Source organism: Salinicola sp. (assembly GCF_982684285.1).
In genome coordinates, this window is record NZ_CEXLVS010000001.1 from 1 (window position 1) to 21,919 (window position 21,919).

Consider the following 21,919-nt stretch of genomic DNA (forward strand, 5'->3'; position numbering starts at 1 on the left):
CAAGGTCCATCAGTCATCGTTTAAGACAGGACTTCGTCCTTCGGGTAATCCTACTTCTGGGCGCCTGCGAGACACTGCCCCTGCTACCGTTCAGCCTTTATCGATTCGTTCAAGGCAGCTTCGACAAGGCGCTTTTCGATGGCGTCACCCTCCTCCTGATCCTCTGTATCGTCGGCTACTCCTGGTGGGCCGATGACAGCCGGCGAAGCGGTCTCATCCTGGCAGTGACCAGCACCGTTTTCGCCAGCATCACCACCAATGTGCTCGGTATCGTGGGTGTATTCTGGTTTTTCCCCATGATGCTGACGAATTTCTTTCTGACGGATGCCAAGCGCGCCCTCATGATCAATATCGTCATGTGCCTCGTGATGATTCCGATACTGATGCAGTTTTCGCCGCCCGAAAGCCTCTTCTCCTTTATCGCTTCCAGCATCACGGCAAATAGCTGTGCCTATCTCTACGCCAGAAGAAGCGACTTGCAGCAAAAATCCCTGGAGCGACTCGCCACCCATGACGCCCTGACCGGAGCCCGCAACCGCCGGTCGCTCGAGGACTCGCTGGCACTCACCCGGGACCGGCTGCTGAACGAGGGTCGCCCCAGCTCTCTCATAGTCCTGGACCTGGACAATTTCAAAGGCATAAACGACCGGTTCGGACACACCCATGGCGATGAGGTGCTGGCGAAATGCGCCAATCTCATCCGCCGGAGCGTGAGGTTCGACGACTGCCTGTTCCGTTTCGGCGGTGAGGAATTCGTGCTGCTGCTGGCGGATGTCGAAGAGATCGATGCCGCCGACGTGGCGGAGGATCTACGAGGGATTATCGCCAGCCAGCTTGGCGATTCTTCCTGTCCGATCACCACGTCTCTGGGTGTCACCGGGCTGCACCCTTCGGACGACGTCAAGCGATGGCTGAAAAGAGCCGACGATGCGCTCTACGAGGCGAAAAATGGTGGCCGAAACCGCGTCGTTCTCAAACCTTCTAGAGAAGAGAACAATAATTAATCGGTCTCTAATCAGGTTAATACTATATAAGCGGAACCCAAAGAGATGGAGTAAAATCGAGACGATTTCGGCCAGCAATAATAGCCAAAATCTTTTGATTACTTGTTTGCGATCGGTAAATTACAATCGCTTACCCAGAACGCTTCTTGTTATTCTTCACCCTCATGGTCTGATTTTTGCCCAGCTTCGGCTGGGCTTTTTTCATGCCTCATTTCCCTCGCTATTGTCTTTCTCGAAGCATCCATTAAATCAATGAATATGTTGCGTTATGGTGTCATTGATGTGCCGGGCCTTGCCTGACGAGCATCGGTCTGTTCGACGGGATCTTCCGCGCCAGGCGGGTCTCCGACGGATGACGTGCCGCCGTCGGCCGCCAGGGGCGTGGCGGGACCGGCATTCGCCAGCAACCAGGCGGCAGTGAAGGCACCCTCGCTTGCCGCGGCCATTCTCAATGCATGGCAGGTTTCACCGGTGTACTCCGTGCGGGGTAGCCGCTCCCGGCGCAGCCACTTGCAGACAGCCGACGGCGAGACCCCGCAGACCCGGGCACAGCGTGATACGCCACCGAGTTGCTCCACCGCAAGACGGATCGCGCTCATGACACCCCCTTGTACCTGTACTTCGAGTACATGATTATCAGGTACTGAAAGTACATTCAACCGGTGGGAACATTGAACCCATGGTTCACACCGGTAACCGGGATGAGTTCAGCTCCCGACTTCACAAGGCGCTCCGTCGCGCGGGCAAGGACGGCTATGGGATGGGCGCGCGCCTGGCCCGGGCCATGCGTGTCACGCCCAAGGCCGCCAGCAAGTGGCTCAACGGCGAAGCGCGCCCGGGCCACGACAGGAAAGTGGCGCTGGCCCGCTGGCTCGGTATCCGCGAAGAGTGGCTGGACTACGGCCGGGGGGAGATGCTGAGAGACGATGCTCCGACGCCCGCCGACGACGCCCGGCATATCGGCGAACCCTCCCCCATCCGCTCGCAGCAGCCTTCCGAAAGGTCCGCCGAGGCGCTGCGCCAGATCGAGCAGGCCGTACTGTCCGGCGACATGGATGAAGCGGATCTGCTGCTGCTCGAGCAGATCGCCAGACGCCTCTCCAGTCGCGGCGAGCACCAGCGACATCGCAGCGAGGACGCCAGGGCGGACTACCGTACGACGCCGGACGCCACACCCCCATCCGGCAGCGAGAATTGAACCCGCAGATAGCGGTGCCCCTCATCAGGTTTCGCATCCGGTACGAAGTTTGTACTCGAGGCACCTTTTATGTACATTTGGTACACAAGTTATCTGCAGCGTTCACGTATCGAGGATGAAATGCGTCGCTCCAGTCCCGATGGCCCGCCTCTACCGGAAAACGGTGATAGCACCCTGCGTCGCCACACCACGGCCCTGCAGCGGTTCTACTACGCCAGTCATCAGATCGCCATCGCCTACGATGTCCACATCTGCGAAGCGGGCGTGCCCGACGTGGAAACCAGCTACGGCGCCTGCCCCCGCCACGAGGGCGAGCGATTGGCGGCCTATCACCCCTCGTTCCATGTGCCTGGCAAGAACCACACCGTGGTCATCACCGATTGCCGGTTCGGCGAGGAGAACCTCGCCAAGGCCTGGATGGCCGACCGCATACGCCAGCTCATCCTCAGCCGGCGCTGCCAGCGCCTGCCGCCGGCCAGATACCGTCGACGGTGCTAGGCACTCTCTGAAAAATCCACGAGCGTCGCTCGGACCTTCACGGCCACGCCCCTCGTAGGGAGCGGGAGGATCGACGCTGAACGCGACCGTCGTTCAGCCTTCAACCACCCGGTCGCTTCATCGCCAGCAGCCCCAGGCTGAAGACCAGCATCAGGCTGCCACTGGCACGGTTGAACCACTGCATGGCAGTTCCGCTGCGCAAGTACTTGCCGATCCTGCTGCCCAGGACGGCATAGATCGCGATCGCCAACACTTCCATTGCCAGAAACAGCGCCCCCAGGATCGTGAAGCTCAGGGCATAGTGATCGGGTGCGACGAACTGCGGAAGAAAGGCCGTGAAAATCAGGATCGCCTTGGGATTGCCGGCGGCGACCAGGAACTCCTGCCTCACCAGATGCCAGATGGAACGGGGCGCGGCATCCTCGAATGCCACGGCTCGTGGCTTGCCGAACAGCAGTTTCAGCCCCAGCCACGCCAGGTAGGCCGCCCCCACCCATTTGACCACGACGAAGAACCACATCGAGGTCGTCAACAGCGTGCCGAGCCCGATACCGGCGATCGCGATCATGGGAATGAAGGCGACGATTCGCCCAAGCGACGCGATGACCGCCTTGAGCGGCCCCACGTGGGCGGCGTTGGTCGTCGCCAGCAGGTTGTTCGGCCCGAAGACCATGTTCAAGGCAAAACAGGCCGGCAAGAACACCGGCAGGAAATCCCAATTCATGTTGCCCTCCTTGTTGACGGACTTTCGAGGCCTGGGCGGTACCGTCGTCTCCTGCTGACGCCGGCCCTCCCCGGCTGGTTGGCACAGAATGCCAACCTCCAGTTGGAGTGGCGAGCGACCGACCGCCCAGTGGATCTGATCGCCGAAGGCATCGATTGCGCCGTCCGCTTCGGCCCTCTGCAAGACAGCGCACTGGTGGTCCAGCGGCTTGGACAGGTGAACGTCGTCAACTGTGCCAGCCGCGAATATCTCGCCCGCCATGGCGTGCCCCAGACACTCGATCAGCTCCTGACGCAGGCCCATCGTCTGGTCGGCTACGCCGCCAGCGAGACGTCCACCAGTGACGCCAGAACGTTCGATTACCGTAGGGCGAGCAAGACCCCGAATTCATGGCCATGTTTGAGGCTCAACTACGGCGCGCGGGCATCAATAGGCGCTAAACCCCATGAGAGGCTGATAAAAGTAAACATGCAAACCCCATGGAACGGCAAGGAATGCTAACCTCGACCATCGATACACGGCAGTCATCAAAGTTATCTAAAGCACTGGCCGACGATAAGGCGATCTCAAGCGGTCGCTAGGATAAGGATCGACTTCAGACTCATTAAGGTCGCTGCCTCACGATCGACGTCAAGATGATCACAAGCTAATCGTGTGGCGGGGCTGGGCTCAGCGGGGAGGATTGATGGCCGAAAAGCCATTACTGGAATATGCCTATGCCATGCGCGCGATTGCTGAGCTCAAACAGTGGGCCAGCCACACGCCCATGGGAGGCCTGTGGAAACCGGTAGCCGGCGGCAGAGTACCCTCCCTGTTCGAGATCAACGTGGCACTTGAGACGAACGGCGTGGCCCGAAAGGGATGGCGCGTGCGAGTCAGCTATCAACGTTCTCCCAGGGGCTTTCACCCAGACAACTTCGGCGCCCGCCTGCTGATAGATAATGCCCGGGTGCTCGCCTTTGATTCCGGCAAGCCAAGCGGCCACCGCAACAAGGTCGGCGTTGGCGAACCCTACTACCAGAAGCGTGTTGATCATCCCCACTGGCACCGGCCAGTGCCCGATGCCAGCGAAGGCTATGTCGAACCACTCGACCCTTCGTTGACCCGCGCAGAGCTGTGGCGGCTGTTCCTCGAGCGTGCCAATATTGAAGGAGCTCCCGACTTCCAGATGCCTCCAGGGGAGCAAGGTGAACTGCTATGAACTGTGTCGAACTACTGCCTGAATATGCATGCCGCGCTCTGCGCGGGGATGTCTTCTTCATCGAGTCGCCCTATTCGCTGGGCTTCGACGGTGAGCATCTTGGCGCCTTCGTGCAAACCATGCCTGACGGCAACGCGCTGATTACCGACGATGGCCAGATCCTGTTCACCGCTCACACCCATGGCATCAAGATTCGCAACAGCCTACTGGCGCGGCTCTCCGAGCGTGTGCGCCCCATGGGTATTGAGCTCGGCCAAGCGGGCGACTTCCACACCAGCTGCAAAGCTACCTCGGTTCGCACACGACTTGCCGATTTCTTCGAGGGATGTCTGGGCGTGGGGCACGAACTGCAGAGCGCCTACCCGGCGCCCCCTTCCACCTTCGACGAGCGCTTGGGCGAGGCGCTGAAACGCCGCTTTCCGAAGCGGGTGAAGCGAGCCTTCAGCGTGGTCGGCGCCAGCGGGCATCAATATCAGTTTCCCTTTGCCCTGGATGCCGGAACCCCCGAGCAACGGCTGATTCAAACGGTATCCGGAAGCACCCAAAGCCTGCGGTGGAGCTCGGTCACCCAGGCGCTCGGTGCCTTGGTTGACGTGTCGCGGCTCTCTCCCGATTCCTCGCTTTTCGTCATCATTGAAGGCGGACCTCAGGAGACGATCGATCAGGCCAAGTCGGCCCTGGTCGAGCAGGCGAGCGTGATTGTCTACCGAGACGAGGATTCTCTCGAGGCCCTAACGGCCTAGAGCAGAGCCTCATTTCCAAAGACCCGCCATCCGGCGGGTTTTTTATTTTGCGCACGCCTTGATGAATTCCCGACGCATTGACGCGCGTGAGAGAAGTGATGATTTTCGGGCCAGTACGCGCGCACGGACAGTTGCGGTCTTGCCGTCATGCCGTGCCGTATCACTGATACGGTGGCCGCTTGGCCAACAATGTGGAGGCAACTATGAAGTCTGAGGGTTTCGACCCAGTACTGAATCTTGGAGAGTCAGCCGAGTATCTGGGCATCAGCCGGACGACGCTCTGGCGGATGTATGCCAAGGACGGAATGATCGCCCCTCCCGCGCGATTCAGTAGGAGCAAGACTGGCTACCTACAGTCGTATCTAGAGACCTGGAAGCGCGATCGGATGCATGAGGCGATGCAGCGCCAGGGATAGACGCTAGTCGAGCGGCCACCGCCCTTGCTAGCGGTTTCCATCCGCTGGTTTCCAGGCAGGTTTCCACCTCTCGACCAACTTCAGCGCCGGTTCGCACTTTGGTCCGCAGGCTTGGTGTGCACTCCGGTGCGCACGATTGGTACGCACCCGGTACGAGCCAAAGGTACGAATTCCGCCAGCCTGGGCATCTGCGCCCATGGCACAGCTACTCTCACCGGTAACGTTGCGTTACGCTCAAGTTCCAGCCGCCAGAGAGTGGCATTTTAGACTTGAGAGGGAAAATGCTTCGAAGACTGTTTCGCCGCGCCCCCAAGCCTGAATCTAAGGATCAACAGTCAACGCCGAATGACGGGTACCGAGTCACATTTGAAGAGATCCGGCGTGCTCAGGGCCTTAATCCAGAGGTCGATGGAGTCTCCAATTACCACCTAGCCGAGATCCACAAGCATGATCTCGACATGATGCTCAAATGTTGCCAGTCCGAGGAGAACGTTTACTGGGCGCAGCAAGGGCGCAAAATCGCCCCCGCACCCTTCTACTTTGAGCGAGTAGCGATCCTTTGCAAAAAAGCCAAGGACTACTCTGGAGAAGTAGCAATCTGCGAGAGATGGATAGCGATGGAGGAAGACTTCATGGCTTGTTCCAGCGCCACAGGCCTTCCATCGATAAATCTCTCTGCAAGTCCGAGAGCGCATAGAATTCGGAGCCGTCTCAATAAGGCCATTCAGAATAGAGACACCAAGAAATGAACAAGCAAGCTTTAGTATTAACAGTCGTAGCAGCGCTCTTGGCTGGCTGCAGCACATCTCCCCAAACTCAAAGCACCGCGCCTTCCGAAGCGGAACTAGAAGCAGGAATGAATGCCGGCGTGGACATGGCGATAGCCAACATCCGGAAAAACGGGCTCACACCGATGACTGCAGACCAGTGCATTGAGCAATACGCGGCTGATGCCATGCAGACCATGAACGGAGTAACGTTCGCTCCACGAGATCTTTGTCTTCGTGTGGCTCAGAAATACTACTCATCGCCCACTGCCCAGCAGCCCGCGAGCTTGCGTGAGCAATTCGAGCTCACCGCAACACAAGAATCCGAAGCCAAGACTGCAGTCTCCCAGCGCCTGAAAGATCCCGAATCTGCCCGATTCGAGGAGCTGTACGGTAGCCGCCTGAAAAGCGACCACTCCAAGTGGTCAATCTGTGGGATGGTTAACGCCAAAAACAGCTTCGGTGGGTATACCGGGGCAAAACCGTTCATGTACCTACCGGGAAACGGTGTGGTATTCCCTGGTGAACCAGGAAGCATTGATAGCGATATAGTCAGGCTTGGATGTGGAGGCGACTGATCAGGTCAAGGCACTGCCATCTGTTCCGTCCTGTTCCGTCACTCCCCACCCCGACGGAACACCTCTAGGCCGCATGGTTACTGAGTGTTCCGTCGATAAATAGAGAGCTCCGCTAAAAGTGCCTGATCGGTGCTGGCGGAGCTTCACCGATGGCCGGTCCGCCAGCAAAAGGTGGGAATCCCCATCTTTTACCGGTTCCGAACCGGAATATTCTGTCTCGGAGACAGGTTTTACGAGACGGTCGCACACCCCTGCTGATCGGCGAGATACTCTCGAGATGCAAATCTGCACATCGCTCGCTGGGCTCAAAGCTGAGCCGGTCGGCGATGCGACGATCTTCGCATCGGTTTCGCCATTTGAAATGGAGCAACCGGCCTAGAACCCGGCTGGTCGTCTTTATCACTGCCTACATTTGAAATGCCGTCAGTCGAACGACGAAAGTTTCGTGGTATCCATCTGTGCTTTGAAAACGCACCTGGCCACCAGCATTAATTCCGCGCTTCAAACGCGATTGGCGTCAGGCCCGGGCTTGGACTGGCTACGAAGATTTTTCTGACATCGTTACGCGCGCGCAGTGCGTGAGATCCGTGCGTGAAGCACTGCGTGAAGTCGGGCCTAGCCGTCAGCCCGGCGATGCTATTTCCGTAGCATCGAGCATCGTTGCAACGAGGATTGCATCGAGCAGTGCTGGCGGATCGTCCGATCAGCGAAGGTATCCACTCTGGTATCCACCAAAAGGCCATGATTCCGGCTTCATGGTTAATGCTGAAAACCGTGACCGGCTCGGCAGTCTTGAGCGGTATCTGATAAGGGAATCTGTGCGCCAAAACATCGGGCAGCCAAGCACGGCCGAAACCGGGCCAAAATAGCTTTGGAATTGCGCGGTGTGATTACCAGAGTGGTTACAGGCGCGAGAATCAGTCTGGAGAGAGTATCGACGAATATCTGTAAGTGACTAATTTTAAATGGCGCGCCCAGCAGGATTCGAACCTGCGACCCCTGCCTTCGGAGGGCAGTACTCTATCCAGCTGAGCTATGGGCGCGCAATGACGTGACGTCGTGCCGAATGGCGTGGATAGCCGAGTGGCCCGCCAACAGCGCGGCCATCCTACCCGCTCGGCCATTGGCTGTCCAGCCACGGCGCGGCGTCGCGACGGCTTTCGCGATGCCGAGTCGTGATTATACTGAAACGGACGCATCGCCGATCAACGACCGGTGATGAGAGTGACACGCGCTCGATACTCTCCTTGGCGACTCCGGCGCGTCTGCCGGCCCGGTGTTTGACGACCTGGTTGGCGCTCGTCGACCGGATAGCCGAAAAAAACCGATGACGACATGACCGAAACGCCGCTTCACACGACCGAATGGCAGAGCCGCCTGCTGGCGACACACGGCCGCCTGCGCCAGCGTGCGCCGCTGGTGCACTGCCTGACCAACCAAGTCACCGTCAATTTCGTCGCCAATGTGCTCCTGGCCGCCGGGGCGTCTCCGGCGATGACCGATCATCCCGATGAAGTCGAAGACCTGGCAGCGGCTGCGGATGCCTTGCTGATCAATCTGGGTACCCCTAGTGCCGATAGCGTGGCCGCAATGCAACGGGCCAGCCAATCCGCCAGCCGGTCGGGGACGCCCTGGGTGCTCGACCCCGTCGGCGCGGCGGCGCTGCCATTGCGGCGAGAGCTGAGTCTGACCCTGATGGCCCATCGGCCGGCGGTGATTCGCGGCAACGCGTCGGAGATCATGGCCCTGGCGGAGAACGGCACCCGCGGGCGCGGCGTCGACACCCAGCACGACTCGGAGGATGCGCTGGTGGCCGCCCGTCAGCTACTGGCGCAGGCCGACGGCGTGGCGATCTCGGGCCGGACCGATCGCCTGCTGGGCCGTTCAGTCGCCACGGCCGATACCGTGACACTGGGTGTCCATGGCGGAAGCGCCTGGCAACCCCGGGTGACCGGAACCGGCTGCGCGCTGGGGGCGCTGATCGCCGCCTATCTCGCCGTCGCCGACACGCCGCTGGATGCGATGATCTGTGCCCATGCACACGCCGCCGCCGCGGCCGAAAGAGCCGAACGGGCGGCACGTGGCCCCGGCAGCTTCGCGGTAACCTGGCTGGATGCACTGGATAGCGTCGACCTGACCGATTTTCTCGCGGATCGCCTGACGCTGGATTGAGATCGTCCTAGCGCCCGCAGCAGAGCTTGCCGTTGGCGGGCGCGGTCCGTGCCGGGATTTCCGGCTCCACTGGCTTGTCGAGACAATGCTGCATTTCCCGTGAAGGTGCCGCGCAGCCGGCATCGCCGACGATACGCGCCGGGACGCCAACCGCCGTGGTGTGAGGCGGCACCGTCTTCAGCACCACCGATCCGGCGCCGATACGGGCCCCTTCGCCGATCTCGATATTGCCGAGCACCTTGGCGCCGGCACCGATCAGCACGCCACGGCGCACCTTGGGGTGGCGATCCCCCGCTTCCTTGCCGGTGCCGCCCAGGGTCACGCCCTGCAGCAGCGAGACGTCGTCCTCGATGACCGTGGTCTCGCCGATCACCACGCCGGTGGCGTGGTCGATGAACACACCGTTGCCGACCCGTGCCGCGGGGTGGATATCGGTCTGGAACACTTCCGAGCTGCGACTCTGCAGATAGCGCGCCATCTGCCGGCGGCCGCTCTGCCACAGCACGTGGGCGAAGCGATGCACGGTCAAGGCGTGGAACCCCTTGAGATAGAGCAGCACTTCGGTGACCTGGCGAATCGCCGGATCGCGTTCGATCACTGCGGTCAGATCCTGGCCGATGCCTTCGCCGACCGAGGGGTCGCCGGCCAGCAGCTCGTCGAACAGCTTGATCAACTGATTGGCCGCCAGATCGGGATGCGCCAGGCGTTGGCCCAGGCGATAGGCCAACCCCGCGCCCAGTGACGAGCGATTGAGCACCGCGCCCAGCATCAAGGGGGTCAACAGCGGCTCCTGCCGCGAGATCGTCATCGCCTCGTCGCGGGCCTGTTGCCATAGCTCGATCGTGTTCATCGTCTCTCCTCGAAGTGCCTACCCGCGACTGTCGCCACCGGCGCCAAGTGGAATCTCTAGCCTAGCAGCGAACGCAACCCGGCGATGGCGCTCTGGCCGCGCTCCTGCTTCTTCTCGGGGTTTTCCTTGTCGGCGCGGCCTTCCCACTCCAGATCGTCCGCCGGCAGTTCGTCGAGGAAGCGGCTCGGGGTGCAGTCGAGCAGCTCACCGTAGGCCTTGCGCTGGCGCGCGAGGGTCAGCGTCAGCGTGCGCCGGGCGCGGGTGATGCCGACATAGGCCAGGCGGCGCTCCTCCTCGATGGTGCCGGACTCGATGGCATTGCGGTGCGGCAGCAGCTCTTCCTCGAGCCCCATCAGGTAGACATGGAGAAACTCGAGCCCCTTGGAGGCGTGCATGGTGAGCAGTTGGACCCGGTCGGAGTCATCCTCCTCGGCCTGCTGCTCGAGGATGTCGCGCAGCACCAGCCGCGAGATCGCCGACTGCACGTCGTCGGTCTCCTCGCTGGCCTCGCCATCCTCGTCGTCGCGATGCATCGATTTCTCGAGCTGGGCGATCAGCGTCCAGACGTTGGCCATGCGGCGCTCGGCGATGGTCGGCGCGCTGGCGTTCTGGTAGAGCCAGGCTTCGTAGTCCATGTCGCGGATCATCTCGCGGATCGCGGCGATGGCGTCCCCCTGGTCCATGCGCTTGCGCACGCCATCAATGAAGTGAGCGAAGCGGCCGAGACGCTCGACGGCACGGGTCGGCAGCACCTGCTCCAGCCCCATCTCATGGCAGGCGGAGAACATCGAGCCACCACGCTCGCTGGCGTAGTTGGCGAGCTTTTCCAGCGTGCCGGGGCCGATCTCCCGGCGCGGCACGTTGACGATGCGCAGGAAGGCGTTGTCGTCGTCAGGGTTGATCAACAGCCGCAGGTAGGCCATCGCATCCTTGATCTCGTTGCGCGAGAAGAATGAGGTGCCGCCGGAGAGCTTGTAGGGGATCTGGTGATGCTGCAGCTTGAGCTCCAGCAGCCGCGCCTGGAAGTTGCCGCGGTAGAGCACGGCGAAGTCGCGCCATTCGGCACGCTCCTTGATCCGGCGGGTGAGGATCTCGCCGGCCACCCGCTCGGCCTCGGCTTCCTCGTGGCGGTTGACCACCACCCGGATCGGATCGCCCTGGCCCATGTCGGACCACAGCGTCTTCTCGTAGACGTGGGGGTTGTTGGCGATCAGGGTGTTGGCGGCGCGCAGGATGGTGGCGGTGGAGCGGTAGTTCTGCTCCAGCTTGATCACGTTGAGGCGCGGAAAATCCTCGCCCAGCGTCACCAGGTTCTCCGGCCGGGCGCCACGCCAGGCGTAGATCGACTGGTCGTCGTCCCCCACCACGGTGAACGTCGCGCGCTCGTCCATCAGCATCTTGACCAGTTGGTACTGGCTGACGTTGGTGTCCTGGTACTCGTCCACCAGCATGTAGTGGATGCGCTTGCGCCAGCGCGCCAGCGCCTCGGGATCGGTCTTGAGCAGCACCACCGGCAGCATGATCAGGTCGTCGAAGTCGACCGCATTGTAGGCCTTGAGATGACGGTTGTAGGCCTCGTAGATCCGCGCGGCATACTGCTGGTCTTCGTCTTCGGCATGGGAAATCGCCGGCCCGGGCAGCACCAGGTCGTTCTTCCACTGGGATATCTGGTTCTGCACGCCGTTGATCTGTTCGGCGTCGGTGTCGGCTTCCTTCTGCATCAGATCCCGCAGCAGCGCCTTGGCGTCTTCCGGATCGAACAGCGAGAAGCCGGGGCGGAAGCCCAGCGCCTTGAGCTCGCGGCGGATGATGTTGAGCCCCAGGTTGTGGAAGGTCGAGACGGTGAGCCCGTGACCCTCACGCCCCTTGAGCATCTGCCCGACGCGCTCCTTCATCTCGCGGGCCGCCTTGTTGGTGAAGGTGACCGCGGCGATCTTGCGCGCGCTCATGCCGCACTCCTGAACCAGATAGGCGATCTTGGTGGTGATCACGCTGGTCTTGCCGGAACCGGCGCCCGCCAGCACCAGACACGGGCCATCGATAAAGCGAACGGCTTCCTGCTGACGCGGGTTGAGCTTGGCGAGGCGTTGGCGAATATCGGACATGGAGGCAGAATCGCAGAGACGAAGACAGTATCGGAAAAGAACAACGGACGGGAATGATACACCTCATGCAGATCAAAAGAGACGATCTCCGCGGCCCTGAAATCGCCGCCATGCTGGAAGCGCATCTCAAGGACTTCGAGCCCCACTCCCCGCCAGAGAGCCGCCACGCGCTGGATCTCGACGGGCTGCGACGCCCGGAGGTTCACTTCTATACCGCCTGGGAAAATAACGAGCTGCTCGGCTGCGGTGCGTTCAAGCGCCTCGACGATACGCACGCCGAGATCAAGTCGATGCGCACCGATCCGAACCATCTACGCAAAGGCGTGGCGCGGGCGATTCTGGCGCACCTGATCGAGGAGGCGCGTGCCGCCGGCCTGCAGCGGCTGAGTCTGGAGACGGGCTCGATGGAAGTGTTCTTACCGGCGAGAAAACTCTACGAGGCGTTCGGATTCACCTACTGCGAGCCGTTCGGCAGTTACCGCGAAGATCCCTACAGCGTGTTCATGACCCGCACGCTCTAAGCTTTGTACGAAAACCGCCTACGCTCGCTAACCTACGCACCACCGCTCGAACGAACGCCGCCCATCGTGGCGATGGACGGCGTTCGACATTGGGCTCGAGACACAAGCCAGGTCCGTTGCGTTCAGACGGCTCGAGACGGTCGGTAGTCCTTGGCGTAGCGCAGCGCCTGCTCCACCCCGCGAAGCTCCGCCAGCCCCTTGAGCCGGCCGATCGCGGGGTAGCCCGGCGTCGACGCCTTGTGGTTGTCGTCGAGCACCTTCTGGCCGTGATCGGGCCGCATGGGCAGCGCGCGGTGATCGCCCGCCTGGCGCCGGCGGCTCTCGATGGTGAGCAATTGATCGACGATGCCGACCATGTCGATGTTGCCGGCGAGATGGTCGTCTTCGAAGAAGCTGATGCCGTCTTCCAGGGTCTTGGTCGCGCGCAGGTGGGTGAAGTAGATCCGTTCGGCGAAGCGTTCGATCATCCGCGGCAGATCGTTGTCGAGCCGCGAGCCGTAGCTGCCGGTGCAGAAGGTGAGCCCATTGGCCGGGCTATCCACCGCGGCGAGTATCCACGCGGCATCCTCCTCGGTGGAGACGATGCGCGGCAAACCGCAGAGCGAGAACGGCGGGTCGTCGGGATGGATCGCCAGGCGCACGCCGCACTCCTCGGCGACGGGCACGATCCGCTCCAGTAGGTGCAGAAAGTGCTGGCGGAAGGTTTCGCGGCTCATCCGGGCGTAACGCTGGATATGGCGCTTGAATTCCTCGAGCGAGTAGCTGCCTTCGTTGGCGGGCATGCCGGCGACCAGGTTGTGGACCAGGTGCGCGACCTGCGCGTCGCTCATCCCCCGGTAGCGCTGCTCCGCCCGCTTGCGCTGCTCGTCGGTGTAGTCGTCGGCGGCATCGGGGCGCTCGACGATGAACAGGTCGAAGGCGCAGTAGTCGACGAAGTCGAACAGCAGCGCCTTGCTGCCGCTGGGCCGCTCGTATTCGAGCTCTGTTCGCGTCCAGTTGAGCACCGGCATGAAGTTGTAGCAGACGGTATCGATACCGCAGGCGGCGAGATTGCGAATCGTCTGGGCGAAGTTGTCGATGTACTTGGCCGCGTCGCCCTCGTTGAGCTTGATGTCCTCGTGCACCGAGATGCTCTCCACCACCGACCAGGTCAGGCCGTGGGATTCGATCAGCGCCTTGCGCTCCTCGATCGCCGCTATCGGCCATACCTCGCCGATGGGCATCTCGTGCAGCGCGCTCACGATCCCCGTGGCCCCCGTCTGCCGCACGTCGTCGAGAGAGATCGGGTCATTCGGGCCGAACCAGCGCCAGGTATGTTCCATCGAGTACTCCATGTGATTGTCGGTGATGGTCTTCAGAACGATTGTTGTCGTGACGATTGCTCTCCGGACCCGCGTCTTCGCTCGCTCATTCGCCCATTATCAGGTTGGGCAGCCAGAGCGACAGGAACGGCAGGTAGGTCACCAGCAGCAGGACGCAGAGATTGCAGATGAGGAACGGGATGATCGCCCGCACCACCTCCATGACCGGCACCTTGCTGATGCTGGAGGCAACGAACAGGCAGATTCCCATCGGCGGCGTGGTTAGCCCGATCATCAGGTTGAGCACGGCGATGATGCCGAAGTGCACCGGATCGACGTCGACCCCCACGGCAATGGCGAGCAGCGTGGGAAAGAGGATCACAAGCGCAGCGATGGTCTCCATGAACGTGCCGACGATCAGCAGCAGCACGTTCAGGATCAGCAGGATCAGGAACTTGTTCTCGGTGATCGACAGGATGTAGCTCGCGATCGCTTGCGGAATTCGCTCACTGGTCAGCACCCAGCCGAACAGGTTGGAGACACCGATCAGCAGCATCAGCGACGCCGAGAGCTTGGCCGCATCGAAGATGAGTTCGACGATGCTTCGAGGCGTGAGCCCCTTGTAGACGAAAAGCCCCACTACCAGCGCATAGAGCACAGCCACCATCGACGCCTCGGTCGGTGTGAAGACCCCGCCGGTGATCCCGAAGAGAATGATGAAGGTCAGCAGAATCGCCCACAGCGCGCTCTTGAAGTCGTGAAACAGCTTGGGAAAGCCGACCCAGCCGTGGCGCGGGTACCCCTTCTTGAGCGCGATCAGGTAGCAGGTGAGCATCATTCCGGCGGCCAGCAGCAGCCCGGGAATGGCACCGGCCAGGAACATCCGGCCGATGGAGATCCCCGTCAGCGAGCCGGCGATGATCATCGGCAGGCTGGGCGGAATGATCGGCCCGATGGTGGAGGAGGCAGCCGTGACCGCGGCGGCGAACGGCTTGTCGTAGCCGTTGCGCGCCATGCCGGGAATCATCACCGAGCCGATGCTGGCCGTGTCGGCGACGGCCGTGCCCGAAATGCCCCCGAAGATGAGCGAGCCGCCAACGTTGGCAAACCCCAGTCCGCCACGGATGTTGCCGAACAGGGAGTTGCTGAAGTCGATGATACGCCGGGTGATGTCGCCACCGTTCATCAGCCCGCCGGCGAGAATGAACCCCGGTAGCGTCAGCAGCACGAACGAATCCATTCCGGAAAACACCTTCTGGGGCACGACGGCCATCGGCACGCCCGCCATGAAGATATAGAAGGCCGACGAGAGGCCGAGGCAGACGATGATGGGGGCGCCAAGTACCAGCAGCCCGAAGAAGATGGCGAACAGGCCGAGCGTTTCCATCAGCGGTTCTCCGAGTCGAGCAGCAGCCATCCCTCACGAACCGCTTGCCGAAGCGTGTGAAAGGCGAGACTGCCGAGCAGTACGAATAGGGCGAAGTAGACGTATTTCATCGGCATGCCCAGCGCAGCCGAGCGCTGGAAGCTGCCGATCTGCATCAGCGCCGGCACGGTCACCAGGGTGGCGAGCGACGCCACGCCCGTCAGCGCCGACATGATCAAGCGATGGATCGCCTGCCCCCGCGGCCCCAGCCGGTGCTGGTAGAGATCCAGCGAGATGATGTCGCCGTCTCGCCAGGCGAGTCCGATGGCGGAGGCGACCAGATAAATGAAGCAGTACCGGGAGACCTCTTCCGTCCAGGAAGGGGTCGTCGGCAGCAGGAAACGGGAGAAGACCTGCAGAAAGACGGCCGCCGCGATGGCGACGAAACAGGCGATGCTGACTACTTTCAACACGCCATCGATCAGTGACAGTACCCGCCGGGCAGCGTCCACCCAGCGGTTGTCGTCCGAAACCCTCATGGCTTGACCCATCCTCATCCGCGTACGGACTCCGCGATTCACTCGAGCTCGAGCATCTTGTGGTAGAGCGCCAGCGTGTCGCCGCTCAGGTTCGCCTCGACCGCCTCGCGGGCACGCTCGCTGAATGCCTTCTGGTCCACCTCGACGAACTCCATGCCACGCTCCTGCAGGCTCTCCCGTAACCGTTTCTGGTCTTCCACGAAGAGTTCCTGATAGGTTTCGTGCATATTGTCGGCGGCCTCTCGCACCACGGCCTGGAGGTTGTCGGGCATGCTCTCGAGCTTGCGCTTGCCGATCACCACGTAGATCCAGCTGCGGACGTGGTCGGTCACGTTGACGTAGTCCTGCACCTCATAGAGGCTGGCGCTCTCGATCAGGCTCAGCGGGTTTTCCTGCCCTTCGATCGTGCCCTGCTGCAGCGCGGAGAACATCTCGCCAAAGGCCATCGGGGTCGGCTTGGCCCCCAGCGCCTGCCACACCTTGATGTGGAGCGGCACGTCCGGAAGCCGCAGGATGATGCCGTCGAGATCGTCGGGCGTCTTGATCGGCCGGTTGGAGGTGAGCTCTCGCGGGCCGCGTTCGAACCAGGTCAGCGGCACGAGTCCCACCTGGTTCTCGATCTGCGACTCGATCTCCTGGCCGATCTCGCCGCCGGCGACGCGCTTCAGCATCTCCGAACTGTCGATGGCGTAGGGTACGCCGAGCAGCGCCGCCTTGGGGGCTCCCCAGTTCTGGAGCGGCTCGCCGGTGATCGTCATGTCCGCCGTACCCAACTGGATACTGCTGACCATCTCGCTCTCGCTGCCCAACTGTTCGTTGGGGAAGATCTGCACGTCGATCCGACCATCGGAACGCGCCTCCACCTCTTCTTCGAAAGCGAGCGCCGCCTGGTTGTAGATGTGATTCTCGTTGGCGAGATGCCCGAACTTCAGCGTGTAGTCCGCGGCGTTCGCCGACATCGGCAGGGCGGCGAACGACGCCGCGGCAATCCATCCGGCAAGAACGATCTTCATGGAACCCCCTTCGACCCGTGTCATCAAACTCTCAATGGCTTTCGTTTGTTAATGACAAACTATATTCTTTAATGGCAAACATAGTTTTGAGCCTGGGCAATTTTCGATCAATGCGCCGTTAGGCAAATAGACGAAGGGCTAAGTCGGGCGGGAAGATGAAAAGTGAGATGTTGACCGGGCATACCGAAAGCACGTCACGTCGCGGTCGACATGGTCCCTCAATCGATGAAACGGAACGGAAAGGGAGAATGACGTGAAGGCACCCAAGGAACCGGCCGGGCCGACACAGGGCTCGGCCATGCCCAGCGTCGACAAGGCGCTCAGGGCCCTGCTGACCCTGGCGGACGCGGGACCGGCTGGACTCTCCCTGAACGCGCTGTCGAGCGCGCTCAATCTCAACAAGAGCAGCCTGCACGTCACGCTTTCAGCCCTGAAGTTCCGGGGGTTCATCACCCAGCGAAGCGATACGGGATTCTATGGGCTAGGCAGCTCGATCCATACGCTATATCAGAGCTATATCAACAACTTGGACATCATTGGGATATTGAGACCTGCCGTACGTCAGCTCTCGGTGGCATTGAACGAGGTCTGTCATATCTCGATTCTGGACGATAAGGAGATCCTTTATCTGGAGCGGATCGAATCCCGCAAGCCGATTCAGGCCGGCACCAGCGTGGGGATGCGGATACCGGCCACCAATACCGCCATGGGGCGGATCATGCTGGCGCATCGGTATCGGGCGTTCCCGGAGTTCGAGGCGAAGTTCGGGGAGGGTTACCGTCAGCCCTGCGCGAACGCGCCGGCGTCCATCGAGGGGGTCTGGGAGCGGGTGCGCGAGGCCAGGCAAGCGGGCTACGGGCTGGACATGGAAGAGAACGTGCCCGGCGTGGTTGCCATCAGCATCGCCGTACTGGATCACTCGGGGCCGGTGGCGGCGGTCAGCGTTGCCACCCTCGCCAACGAAATCACGCGCGAGGCGCTACTCGCCTACGAACCCTCGCTCAGAAGTGCGCTCGCCGATGTCGTACCGTCGCCCTACTGGCTCTCCCGGCCCGAAGATACGCCAAGGGGGCCCTGATCAGACATCCACTGCGCCGGCGAAATCCATCTGTCGCCACGCCTCGAAGACGATGATGGCGCAGGCGTTGGAGAGGTTGAGGCTGCGGCTGTCGGCCAGCATCGGGATGCGCAGCCGCTGCGCGGGAGGCAGCGCTTCGAGCATCGACTGGGGCAGGCCGCGGGTTTCCGGACCGAAGACCAGGGCATCGCCTTCGCGGAAGTGGATGTGATGATAACCGTGGCGACCCCGGGTCGAGACACCGAATACGCGCTCCGGCCCGACGGTTTCGAGAAACGCGGCCCAGTTGGCGTGGACCTGGACGCGGGCCCACTCGTGATAGTCGAGCCCGGCGCGGCGCAAGCGCTTGTCGTCGAGTTCGAAGGCCATCGGTTCGATGATATGCAGGCGAAATCCGGTATTGGCGCACAACCGGATGATATTGCCGGTGTTGGGCGGGATTTCGGGCTCGAACAGCACGATATCAAGCATGGCGGCCAGCTCGGAGGCGGGTGACTCTTGCATCATACGCAATCGGCGCAGCTTTCTACAGCGCCCCAAACCCGACGCCGCCTCCACTGTAAAAGCTGGGAGGCGGCGCCGTTTTCCACCGCGCCCCGACCCCGGCGCGGTGGTAGCTCAGTACAGTCTAGAAGCCGACGCTGACGCCCAGCACCGGTCCGCTGTCCAGCGTGCGGCCATCGTCATTGTCGAAGTCGGTACGCATATAGCGATAGCCGCCGTAGACGTAGGTCTGCGAGATGATGTTGACCCGCGCCTGGGCGCCGTACTCGTAGCTCTTTTCCACGTCGCCGCTGGTCAGGCCGTCCGGCGTATAGAAGCCGTAGGCACCGATCGAGGTCAACGGGATGGGCGTGTCGACGAAGGCCGAACCGCCGAGCCCCAGACCGCCGCCATTGCCGTAGTGGGTGTCCTGATACTGGTAACGCCCGCCAACGGCGAGATCGATGCCCGGCAGCCATGGCGTGAACATCAGCGAGCCCGAGTAGGCCTTGGCGTTGTGGCCGCTGTCGTCGGTGTTCAGGTAACCGACACCGGCTCGCACGGAGGGCAGGATGGACTGGCTGGCTTCGACACCGAAGGACTCGTCGCCACCGTTGGCGGATACGCTCAACGCCATCGTCTGTTGACTGGCGAAAACAAAGGTCGCTGTGGCAAGGGCAAAGCCCCAGTGTTTCATCCTGTTGCGCTTGATCATGATACGTCTCCCGAGATTCGCGTCGAAACGCGTTGGACCACGCGCTTAAGCGTGACATAATTCGGGAAATTATCAAACGGTGTTTTTAAACCTTTTGTAACGCCCTGGCGCAAGATGCCTGCGGCAAATCGTAGCAGCCGGGGAGGCGGTTTTCGCCGTCGGGTCTCGGCTCAGTGGGCGCTGGTGACACCGTAGCGGTCGCGGTAGGCGCGGATGGCTTCGGCATGCTGGGCGAGGGAAGCGCCGTCGTCGCCGCGGCCTGGTCGGGTTTCGAGATAGGCAAGGAGTTGATCGAGGTTGACGATGCTGACAACCGGCATATGATACGTCGCCTCGACTTCCTGGATGGCGCTGTGCGGCTTCAAGCCATCGTCATCCTGGCCGCGCTCCTGACGGTCGAGCGCGATCACGACGCCAGCGGCCTGGGCACCGGCATCCCGGATGATCTGCATGACCTCGCGGATTGCCGTTCCGGCGGTGATGACATCGTCGATGATCAGGATGTTGCCGCGCAGCTCGGCGCCGACGATGTTGCCGCCCTCACCGTGGGTCTTGGCTTCCTTGCGGTTGAAGGCAAAGGGCAGGTCGCGCTGATGATGATCGGCCAGAGCAACGGCTGTACTCGCCGCCAGCGGTATACCCTTGTAAGCTGGACCAAATAGTACATCGGCCTCGATACCGCTGTCGGCGATGGCACTGGCGTAGAAACGCCCCAGGCGAGCCAGGGCACGGCCGGAGCGGAACAAGCCGGCATTGAAGAAATAGGGACTGACACGACCGGACTTGAGCGTGAATTCACCGAAGCGCAACACCCCTTCGGCGATCGCAAACTCGATGAACTCCTGCTGATACGGCTGAATCTCGACGCTCACCCCGGGTCTCCCTGTGTCCTTATGTATGGCCTCATGGTTCTTGACGGGCCGCTGCCGTTTTGGCCAAACGAAGCAGTCATTTACCTAAACCTTTCAAGCTCGGGTATCATACACGCGCGACAAAGAAGGAACACTGTATGAAAATCGCCAGCATCAATGTGAACGGGATCCGAGAGGCCGTCGAGCGGGGCTTCCTCGACTGGCTGGCCGAACAGGATGCTGACGTCGTCTGCGTGCAGAACCTGAAGGCCAAAAGCTTCGAGCTCGATGACAGCATCCTCTATCCGGAAGGTTACGAAGGTTATTTCCTGGATGCCGAGAAGGATGGATTCTCCGGGGTCGGGCTCTACTGCCGCAAGATTCCCAAGGCCATCATGTACGGGCTGGGCTTCGAGCAGTGCGACAACGAAGGTCGCTTCCTGCAGGCCGACTACGACCGCTTCAGCATCGCGACCTTCCTGATGCCCAGCGGCGACGACGACCCGGCGGCCAAGCAGACGTTCATGACCCAGTATCTGGAGTACTTGAACAAGATGGCTCGCAAGCGTCGCGAGTACATCATCTGCGGAACGTGGCACATCGCGCACAAGACGCTCGATCTCGCCAACTGGACCGACAACCAGACGACCCCCGGCTTCAAGCCCGAGGAGCGCGCCTGGATGGATCAGGTGTTCGGCCCGACCGGCTTCATCGACACCTTCCGCGAGGTCAACCGGGATGCCGACCAGTACACCTGGTGGCCCAAGCTCGACCAGGAAGTGTCGCGGACTCGTCAGGAAGGGTGGCGCCTCGATTACCAGATCGTCGGCCCCAACTTCCGGCGTAACGTGAAGGACGCCTGGATCGATACCGATGCGACCTTCAGCGAGTTCGCCCCGCTGATCGTCGAGTACGATCTCGAGCTGTAATCGCTCGGCACCGCACACGCCAGCAGCCGTCAGCGAGTCAACGTAAAACACCCCGCCAACCGGATCCTCGGCTGGCGGGGTGTTTTTATTGGCCGGCATTCGGCGACGGACCGCCTGACGCGATGCGCCTGACCTGCGACTAGAGATCCCCGAAGTGATGCTGCAGCAGCGCCAGCGCGACCACCGGCGCGGTCTCGGTACGCAGAATGCGCGGCCCGAGGGTGAGCGGCTGGAAGCCGGCACGGCGGGCGGTATCGACTTCGGCACTGCTGAGTCCGCCTTCGGGGCCGATCAGCAGCGCGGCGGATTCGACCGAATCCGCCTGCTGCCAGCTGTCGTCGGTGGCGGGATGCAGCACCAGGCGCAGCGCCTCGTCGCGCTCGCCGAGCCACTCCGCCAGCGGCCGTGGCGGATGGATCGTCGGCACCGTCGCCCGCCCGCACTGCTCGCAGGCGCTGACTGCCACCCCCTGCCAATGGGCCAGTTTCTTCGCCTCGCGATCGCCCTTGAGGCGTACATCACCGTGCTCGACATAGAGCGGCGTGATCGCTGCGACACCGAGCTCGACGGACTTCTGGATCGCGTAGTCCATGCGATCCCCCTTGGAGATCGCCTGCCCCAGATGTACCGACAGCGGCGATTCACCGCCGCCCGCGGCCACCGTGTCGATCCGGGCGACGACCCGCTTGCGGCCCACCTCGACCAGCCGAGCCTGCGCCTCGCGGCCCTCGCCGTCGAACAGGATCAACGGCGCGTCCTGGCGCAGCCGCAACACCAGCGCGACGTGACGCGCCGGCCCCTCGGGCAGAACGACGTCGCCGCCAGCGATCAGGCTGGCGGCGACATGGATGCGTGGCTTGGCCATGA

Annotated in this window: 23 protein-coding genes and 1 tRNA gene; 11 read left to right on the plus strand and 13 right to left on the minus strand. The window is 61.9% G+C overall.

Features of this window, described 5'->3' with window-relative positions:
- Positions 1-1,004: GGDEF domain-containing protein (locus AC3AYF_RS00005; protein ID WP_487779256.1), on the plus strand; the 1,004-nt coding region annotated here is incomplete at its 5' end.
- Between the two features lie 266 nt (positions 1,005-1,270).
- On the opposite strand, the gene AC3AYF_RS00010 is transcribed toward AC3AYF_RS00005, so the two are convergent.
- Positions 1,271-1,603 carry a helix-turn-helix domain-containing protein gene (locus tag AC3AYF_RS00010; protein WP_295035423.1) on the minus strand — a complete coding sequence of 111 codons (333 nt, stop codon included), beginning with the start codon at positions 1,601-1,603 and terminating at the stop codon, positions 1,271-1,273.
- Between the two features lie 80 nt (positions 1,604-1,683).
- On the opposite strand from AC3AYF_RS00010, the gene AC3AYF_RS00015 reads away from it, so the two are divergent.
- Together AC3AYF_RS00015 and AC3AYF_RS00020 are read left to right on the plus strand one after the other, a co-directional pair.
- A complete protein-coding gene (locus tag AC3AYF_RS00015; RefSeq protein ID WP_295035425.1) occupies positions 1,684-2,202 on the plus strand; it encodes a hypothetical protein in 519 nt (172 codons plus the stop codon).
- A 120-nt stretch (positions 2,203-2,322) separates the two neighbouring features.
- On the plus strand, positions 2,323-2,700 hold the full coding sequence (locus AC3AYF_RS00020) for a hypothetical protein (protein ID WP_295035427.1): 378 nt from the start codon (positions 2,323-2,325) through the stop codon (positions 2,698-2,700).
- Positions 2,701-2,800: 100 nt separating this feature from the next.
- On the opposite strand, the gene AC3AYF_RS00025 is transcribed toward AC3AYF_RS00020, so the two are convergent.
- Positions 2,801-3,424: a LysE family translocator gene (locus tag AC3AYF_RS00025; protein ID WP_295035429.1), complete on the minus strand. Its 624-nt coding sequence runs from the start codon at positions 3,422-3,424 to the stop codon at positions 2,801-2,803.
- Between AC3AYF_RS00025 and AC3AYF_RS00030 the strand changes: the two genes are divergently transcribed.
- The 4 genes from AC3AYF_RS00030 (at position 3,326) to AC3AYF_RS00045 (ending at position 7,129) form a co-directional block, all read left to right on the plus strand.
- Entirely contained in the window at positions 3,326-3,925 is a 600-nt protein-coding gene (locus AC3AYF_RS00030; RefSeq protein WP_295035431.1) for a LysR substrate-binding domain-containing protein, read from the plus strand. The genes AC3AYF_RS00025 and AC3AYF_RS00030 overlap by 99 nt on opposite strands.
- 184 nt (positions 3,926-4,109) lie before the next feature.
- Positions 4,110-4,625, plus strand: a complete 516-nt coding sequence (locus AC3AYF_RS00035) for a hypothetical protein (protein WP_487779257.1) — start codon at positions 4,110-4,112, stop codon at positions 4,623-4,625.
- Positions 4,622-5,368 carry a hypothetical protein gene (locus tag AC3AYF_RS00040; protein ID WP_295035435.1) on the plus strand — a complete coding sequence of 249 codons (747 nt, stop codon included), beginning with the start codon at positions 4,622-4,624 and terminating at the stop codon, positions 5,366-5,368. Before AC3AYF_RS00035 ends, AC3AYF_RS00040 begins: the two co-directional genes overlap by 4 nt.
- A gap of 1,161 nt (positions 5,369-6,529) precedes the next feature.
- Positions 6,530-7,129 (plus strand): YajG family lipoprotein, encoded by a 600-nt coding sequence (locus tag AC3AYF_RS00045; protein WP_295035437.1) that lies wholly within the window; start codon positions 6,530-6,532, stop codon positions 7,127-7,129.
- 966 nt (positions 7,130-8,095) lie between these two features.
- Here the strand turns inward: AC3AYF_RS00045 and AC3AYF_RS00050 are convergent.
- Positions 8,096-8,172 (minus strand) — tRNA-Arg (locus tag AC3AYF_RS00050).
- Positions 8,173-8,464: 292 nt separating this feature from the next.
- On the opposite strand from AC3AYF_RS00050, the gene thiM reads away from it, so the two are divergent.
- On the plus strand, positions 8,465-9,301 hold the full coding sequence (thiM, locus tag AC3AYF_RS00055) for a hydroxyethylthiazole kinase (RefSeq protein ID WP_295035439.1): 837 nt from the start codon (positions 8,465-8,467) through the stop codon (positions 9,299-9,301).
- 7 nt (positions 9,302-9,308) lie between these two features.
- Here the strand turns inward: thiM and cysE are convergent, their stop codons facing one another.
- Positions 9,309-10,151 (minus strand): serine O-acetyltransferase, encoded by an 843-nt coding sequence (cysE, locus tag AC3AYF_RS00060; protein ID WP_295035441.1) that lies wholly within the window; start codon positions 10,149-10,151, stop codon positions 9,309-9,311.
- Between the two features lie 56 nt (positions 10,152-10,207).
- Entirely contained in the window at positions 10,208-12,256 is a 2,049-nt protein-coding gene (gene rep / locus AC3AYF_RS00065) for a DNA helicase Rep (RefSeq protein WP_487779258.1), read from the minus strand.
- Positions 12,257-12,321: 65 nt separating this feature from the next.
- Here rep and AC3AYF_RS00070 point away from each other — a divergent pair, with 65 nt between their 5' ends.
- On the plus strand, positions 12,322-12,777 hold the full coding sequence (locus AC3AYF_RS00070; RefSeq protein ID WP_295035445.1) for a GNAT family N-acetyltransferase: 456 nt from the start codon (positions 12,322-12,324) through the stop codon (positions 12,775-12,777).
- A 122-nt stretch (positions 12,778-12,899) separates the two neighbouring features.
- On the opposite strand, the gene uxuA is transcribed toward AC3AYF_RS00070, so the two are convergent.
- From uxuA to AC3AYF_RS00090, 4 genes are all read right to left on the minus strand, one after another.
- A complete protein-coding gene (gene uxuA / locus AC3AYF_RS00075; RefSeq protein ID WP_295035447.1) occupies positions 12,900-14,099 on the minus strand; it encodes a mannonate dehydratase in 1,200 nt (399 codons plus the stop codon).
- 85 nt (positions 14,100-14,184) lie between these two features.
- Positions 14,185-15,465, minus strand: a complete 1,281-nt coding sequence (locus tag AC3AYF_RS00080; RefSeq protein ID WP_295035449.1) for a TRAP transporter large permease — start codon at positions 15,463-15,465, stop codon at positions 14,185-14,187.
- Positions 15,465-15,983, minus strand: a complete 519-nt coding sequence (locus AC3AYF_RS00085; RefSeq protein WP_295035451.1) for a TRAP transporter small permease — start codon at positions 15,981-15,983, stop codon at positions 15,465-15,467. The genes AC3AYF_RS00080 and AC3AYF_RS00085 overlap by 1 nt, the downstream gene beginning before the upstream one ends.
- 38 nt (positions 15,984-16,021) lie before the next feature.
- On the minus strand, positions 16,022-16,996 hold the full coding sequence (locus tag AC3AYF_RS00090; protein WP_487779259.1) for a TRAP transporter substrate-binding protein: 975 nt from the start codon (positions 16,994-16,996) through the stop codon (positions 16,022-16,024).
- A 253-nt stretch (positions 16,997-17,249) separates the two neighbouring features.
- Here AC3AYF_RS00090 and AC3AYF_RS00095 point away from each other — a divergent pair, with 253 nt between their 5' ends.
- A complete protein-coding gene (locus tag AC3AYF_RS00095) occupies positions 17,250-18,074 on the plus strand; it encodes an IclR family transcriptional regulator (RefSeq protein WP_487779260.1) in 825 nt (274 codons plus the stop codon).
- Here AC3AYF_RS00095 and trmL read toward each other — a convergent pair whose 3' ends face one another.
- From trmL to pyrE, 3 genes are all read right to left on the minus strand, one after another.
- On the minus strand, positions 18,075-18,545 hold the full coding sequence (trmL, locus tag AC3AYF_RS00100) for a tRNA (uridine(34)/cytosine(34)/5-carboxymethylaminomethyluridine(34)-2'-O)-methyltransferase TrmL (RefSeq protein ID WP_295035490.1): 471 nt from the start codon (positions 18,543-18,545) through the stop codon (positions 18,075-18,077).
- Between the two features lie 157 nt (positions 18,546-18,702).
- Positions 18,703-19,272: a YfaZ family outer membrane protein gene (locus AC3AYF_RS00105; RefSeq protein WP_295035455.1), complete on the minus strand. Its 570-nt coding sequence runs from the start codon at positions 19,270-19,272 to the stop codon at positions 18,703-18,705.
- A gap of 170 nt (positions 19,273-19,442) precedes the next feature.
- On the minus strand, positions 19,443-20,144 hold the full coding sequence (pyrE, locus tag AC3AYF_RS00110) for an orotate phosphoribosyltransferase (RefSeq protein WP_295035457.1): 702 nt from the start codon (positions 20,142-20,144) through the stop codon (positions 19,443-19,445).
- Between the two features lie 137 nt (positions 20,145-20,281).
- On the opposite strand from pyrE, the gene AC3AYF_RS00115 reads away from it, so the two are divergent.
- On the plus strand, positions 20,282-21,052 hold the full coding sequence (locus AC3AYF_RS00115) for an exodeoxyribonuclease III (RefSeq protein WP_110601541.1): 771 nt from the start codon (positions 20,282-20,284) through the stop codon (positions 21,050-21,052).
- A gap of 139 nt (positions 21,053-21,191) precedes the next feature.
- Here AC3AYF_RS00115 and AC3AYF_RS00120 read toward each other — a convergent pair whose 3' ends face one another.
- Positions 21,192-21,917, minus strand: a complete 726-nt coding sequence (locus AC3AYF_RS00120; protein WP_295035459.1) for a 16S rRNA (uracil(1498)-N(3))-methyltransferase — start codon at positions 21,915-21,917, stop codon at positions 21,192-21,194.
- Positions 21,918-21,919 lie beyond the last annotated feature (2 nt).

What these genes read in the sequence shown, in the direction of transcription:
- AC3AYF_RS00010 (WP_295035423.1), bottom strand. Translation starts at nt 1,603, where the DNA reads ATGAGCGCGATCCGTCTTGCGGTGGAGCAACTCGGTGGCGTATCACGC.
- AC3AYF_RS00015 (WP_295035425.1), top strand. Translation starts at nt 1,684, where the DNA reads ATGGTTCACACCGGTAACCGGGATGAGTTCAGCTCCCGACTTCACAAG.
- AC3AYF_RS00020 (WP_295035427.1), top strand. Translation starts at nt 2,323, where the DNA reads ATGCGTCGCTCCAGTCCCGATGGCCCGCCTCTACCGGAAAACGGTGAT.
- AC3AYF_RS00025 (WP_295035429.1), bottom strand. Translation starts at nt 3,424, where the DNA reads ATGAATTGGGATTTCCTGCCGGTGTTCTTGCCGGCCTGTTTTGCCTTG.
- AC3AYF_RS00035 (WP_487779257.1), top strand. Translation starts at nt 4,110, where the DNA reads ATGGCCGAAAAGCCATTACTGGAATATGCCTATGCCATGCGCGCGATT.
- AC3AYF_RS00040 (WP_295035435.1), top strand. Translation starts at nt 4,622, where the DNA reads ATGAACTGTGTCGAACTACTGCCTGAATATGCATGCCGCGCTCTGCGC.
- AC3AYF_RS00045 (WP_295035437.1), top strand. Translation starts at nt 6,530, where the DNA reads ATGAACAAGCAAGCTTTAGTATTAACAGTCGTAGCAGCGCTCTTGGCT.
- thiM (WP_295035439.1), top strand. Translation starts at nt 8,465, where the DNA reads ATGACCGAAACGCCGCTTCACACGACCGAATGGCAGAGCCGCCTGCTG.
- cysE (WP_295035441.1), bottom strand. Translation starts at nt 10,151, where the DNA reads ATGAACACGATCGAGCTATGGCAACAGGCCCGCGACGAGGCGATGACG.
- rep (WP_487779258.1), bottom strand. Translation starts at nt 12,256, where the DNA reads ATGTCCGATATTCGCCAACGCCTCGCCAAGCTCAACCCGCGTCAGCAG.
- AC3AYF_RS00070 (WP_295035445.1), top strand. Translation starts at nt 12,322, where the DNA reads ATGCAGATCAAAAGAGACGATCTCCGCGGCCCTGAAATCGCCGCCATG.
- uxuA (WP_295035447.1), bottom strand. Translation starts at nt 14,099, where the DNA reads ATGGAACATACCTGGCGCTGGTTCGGCCCGAATGACCCGATCTCTCTC.
- AC3AYF_RS00080 (WP_295035449.1), bottom strand. Translation starts at nt 15,465, where the DNA reads ATGGAAACGCTCGGCCTGTTCGCCATCTTCTTCGGGCTGCTGGTACTT.
- AC3AYF_RS00085 (WP_295035451.1), bottom strand. Translation starts at nt 15,983, where the DNA reads ATGAGGGTTTCGGACGACAACCGCTGGGTGGACGCTGCCCGGCGGGTA.
- AC3AYF_RS00090 (WP_487779259.1), bottom strand. Translation starts at nt 16,996, where the DNA reads ATGAAGATCGTTCTTGCCGGATGGATTGCCGCGGCGTCGTTCGCCGCC.
- trmL (WP_295035490.1), bottom strand. Translation starts at nt 18,545, where the DNA reads ATGCTTGATATCGTGCTGTTCGAGCCCGAAATCCCGCCCAACACCGGC.
- AC3AYF_RS00105 (WP_295035455.1), bottom strand. Translation starts at nt 19,272, where the DNA reads ATGATCAAGCGCAACAGGATGAAACACTGGGGCTTTGCCCTTGCCACA.
- AC3AYF_RS00115 (WP_110601541.1), top strand. Translation starts at nt 20,282, where the DNA reads ATGAAAATCGCCAGCATCAATGTGAACGGGATCCGAGAGGCCGTCGAG.
- AC3AYF_RS00120 (WP_295035459.1), bottom strand. Translation starts at nt 21,917, where the DNA reads ATGGCCAAGCCACGCATCCATGTCGCCGCCAGCCTGATCGCTGGCGGC.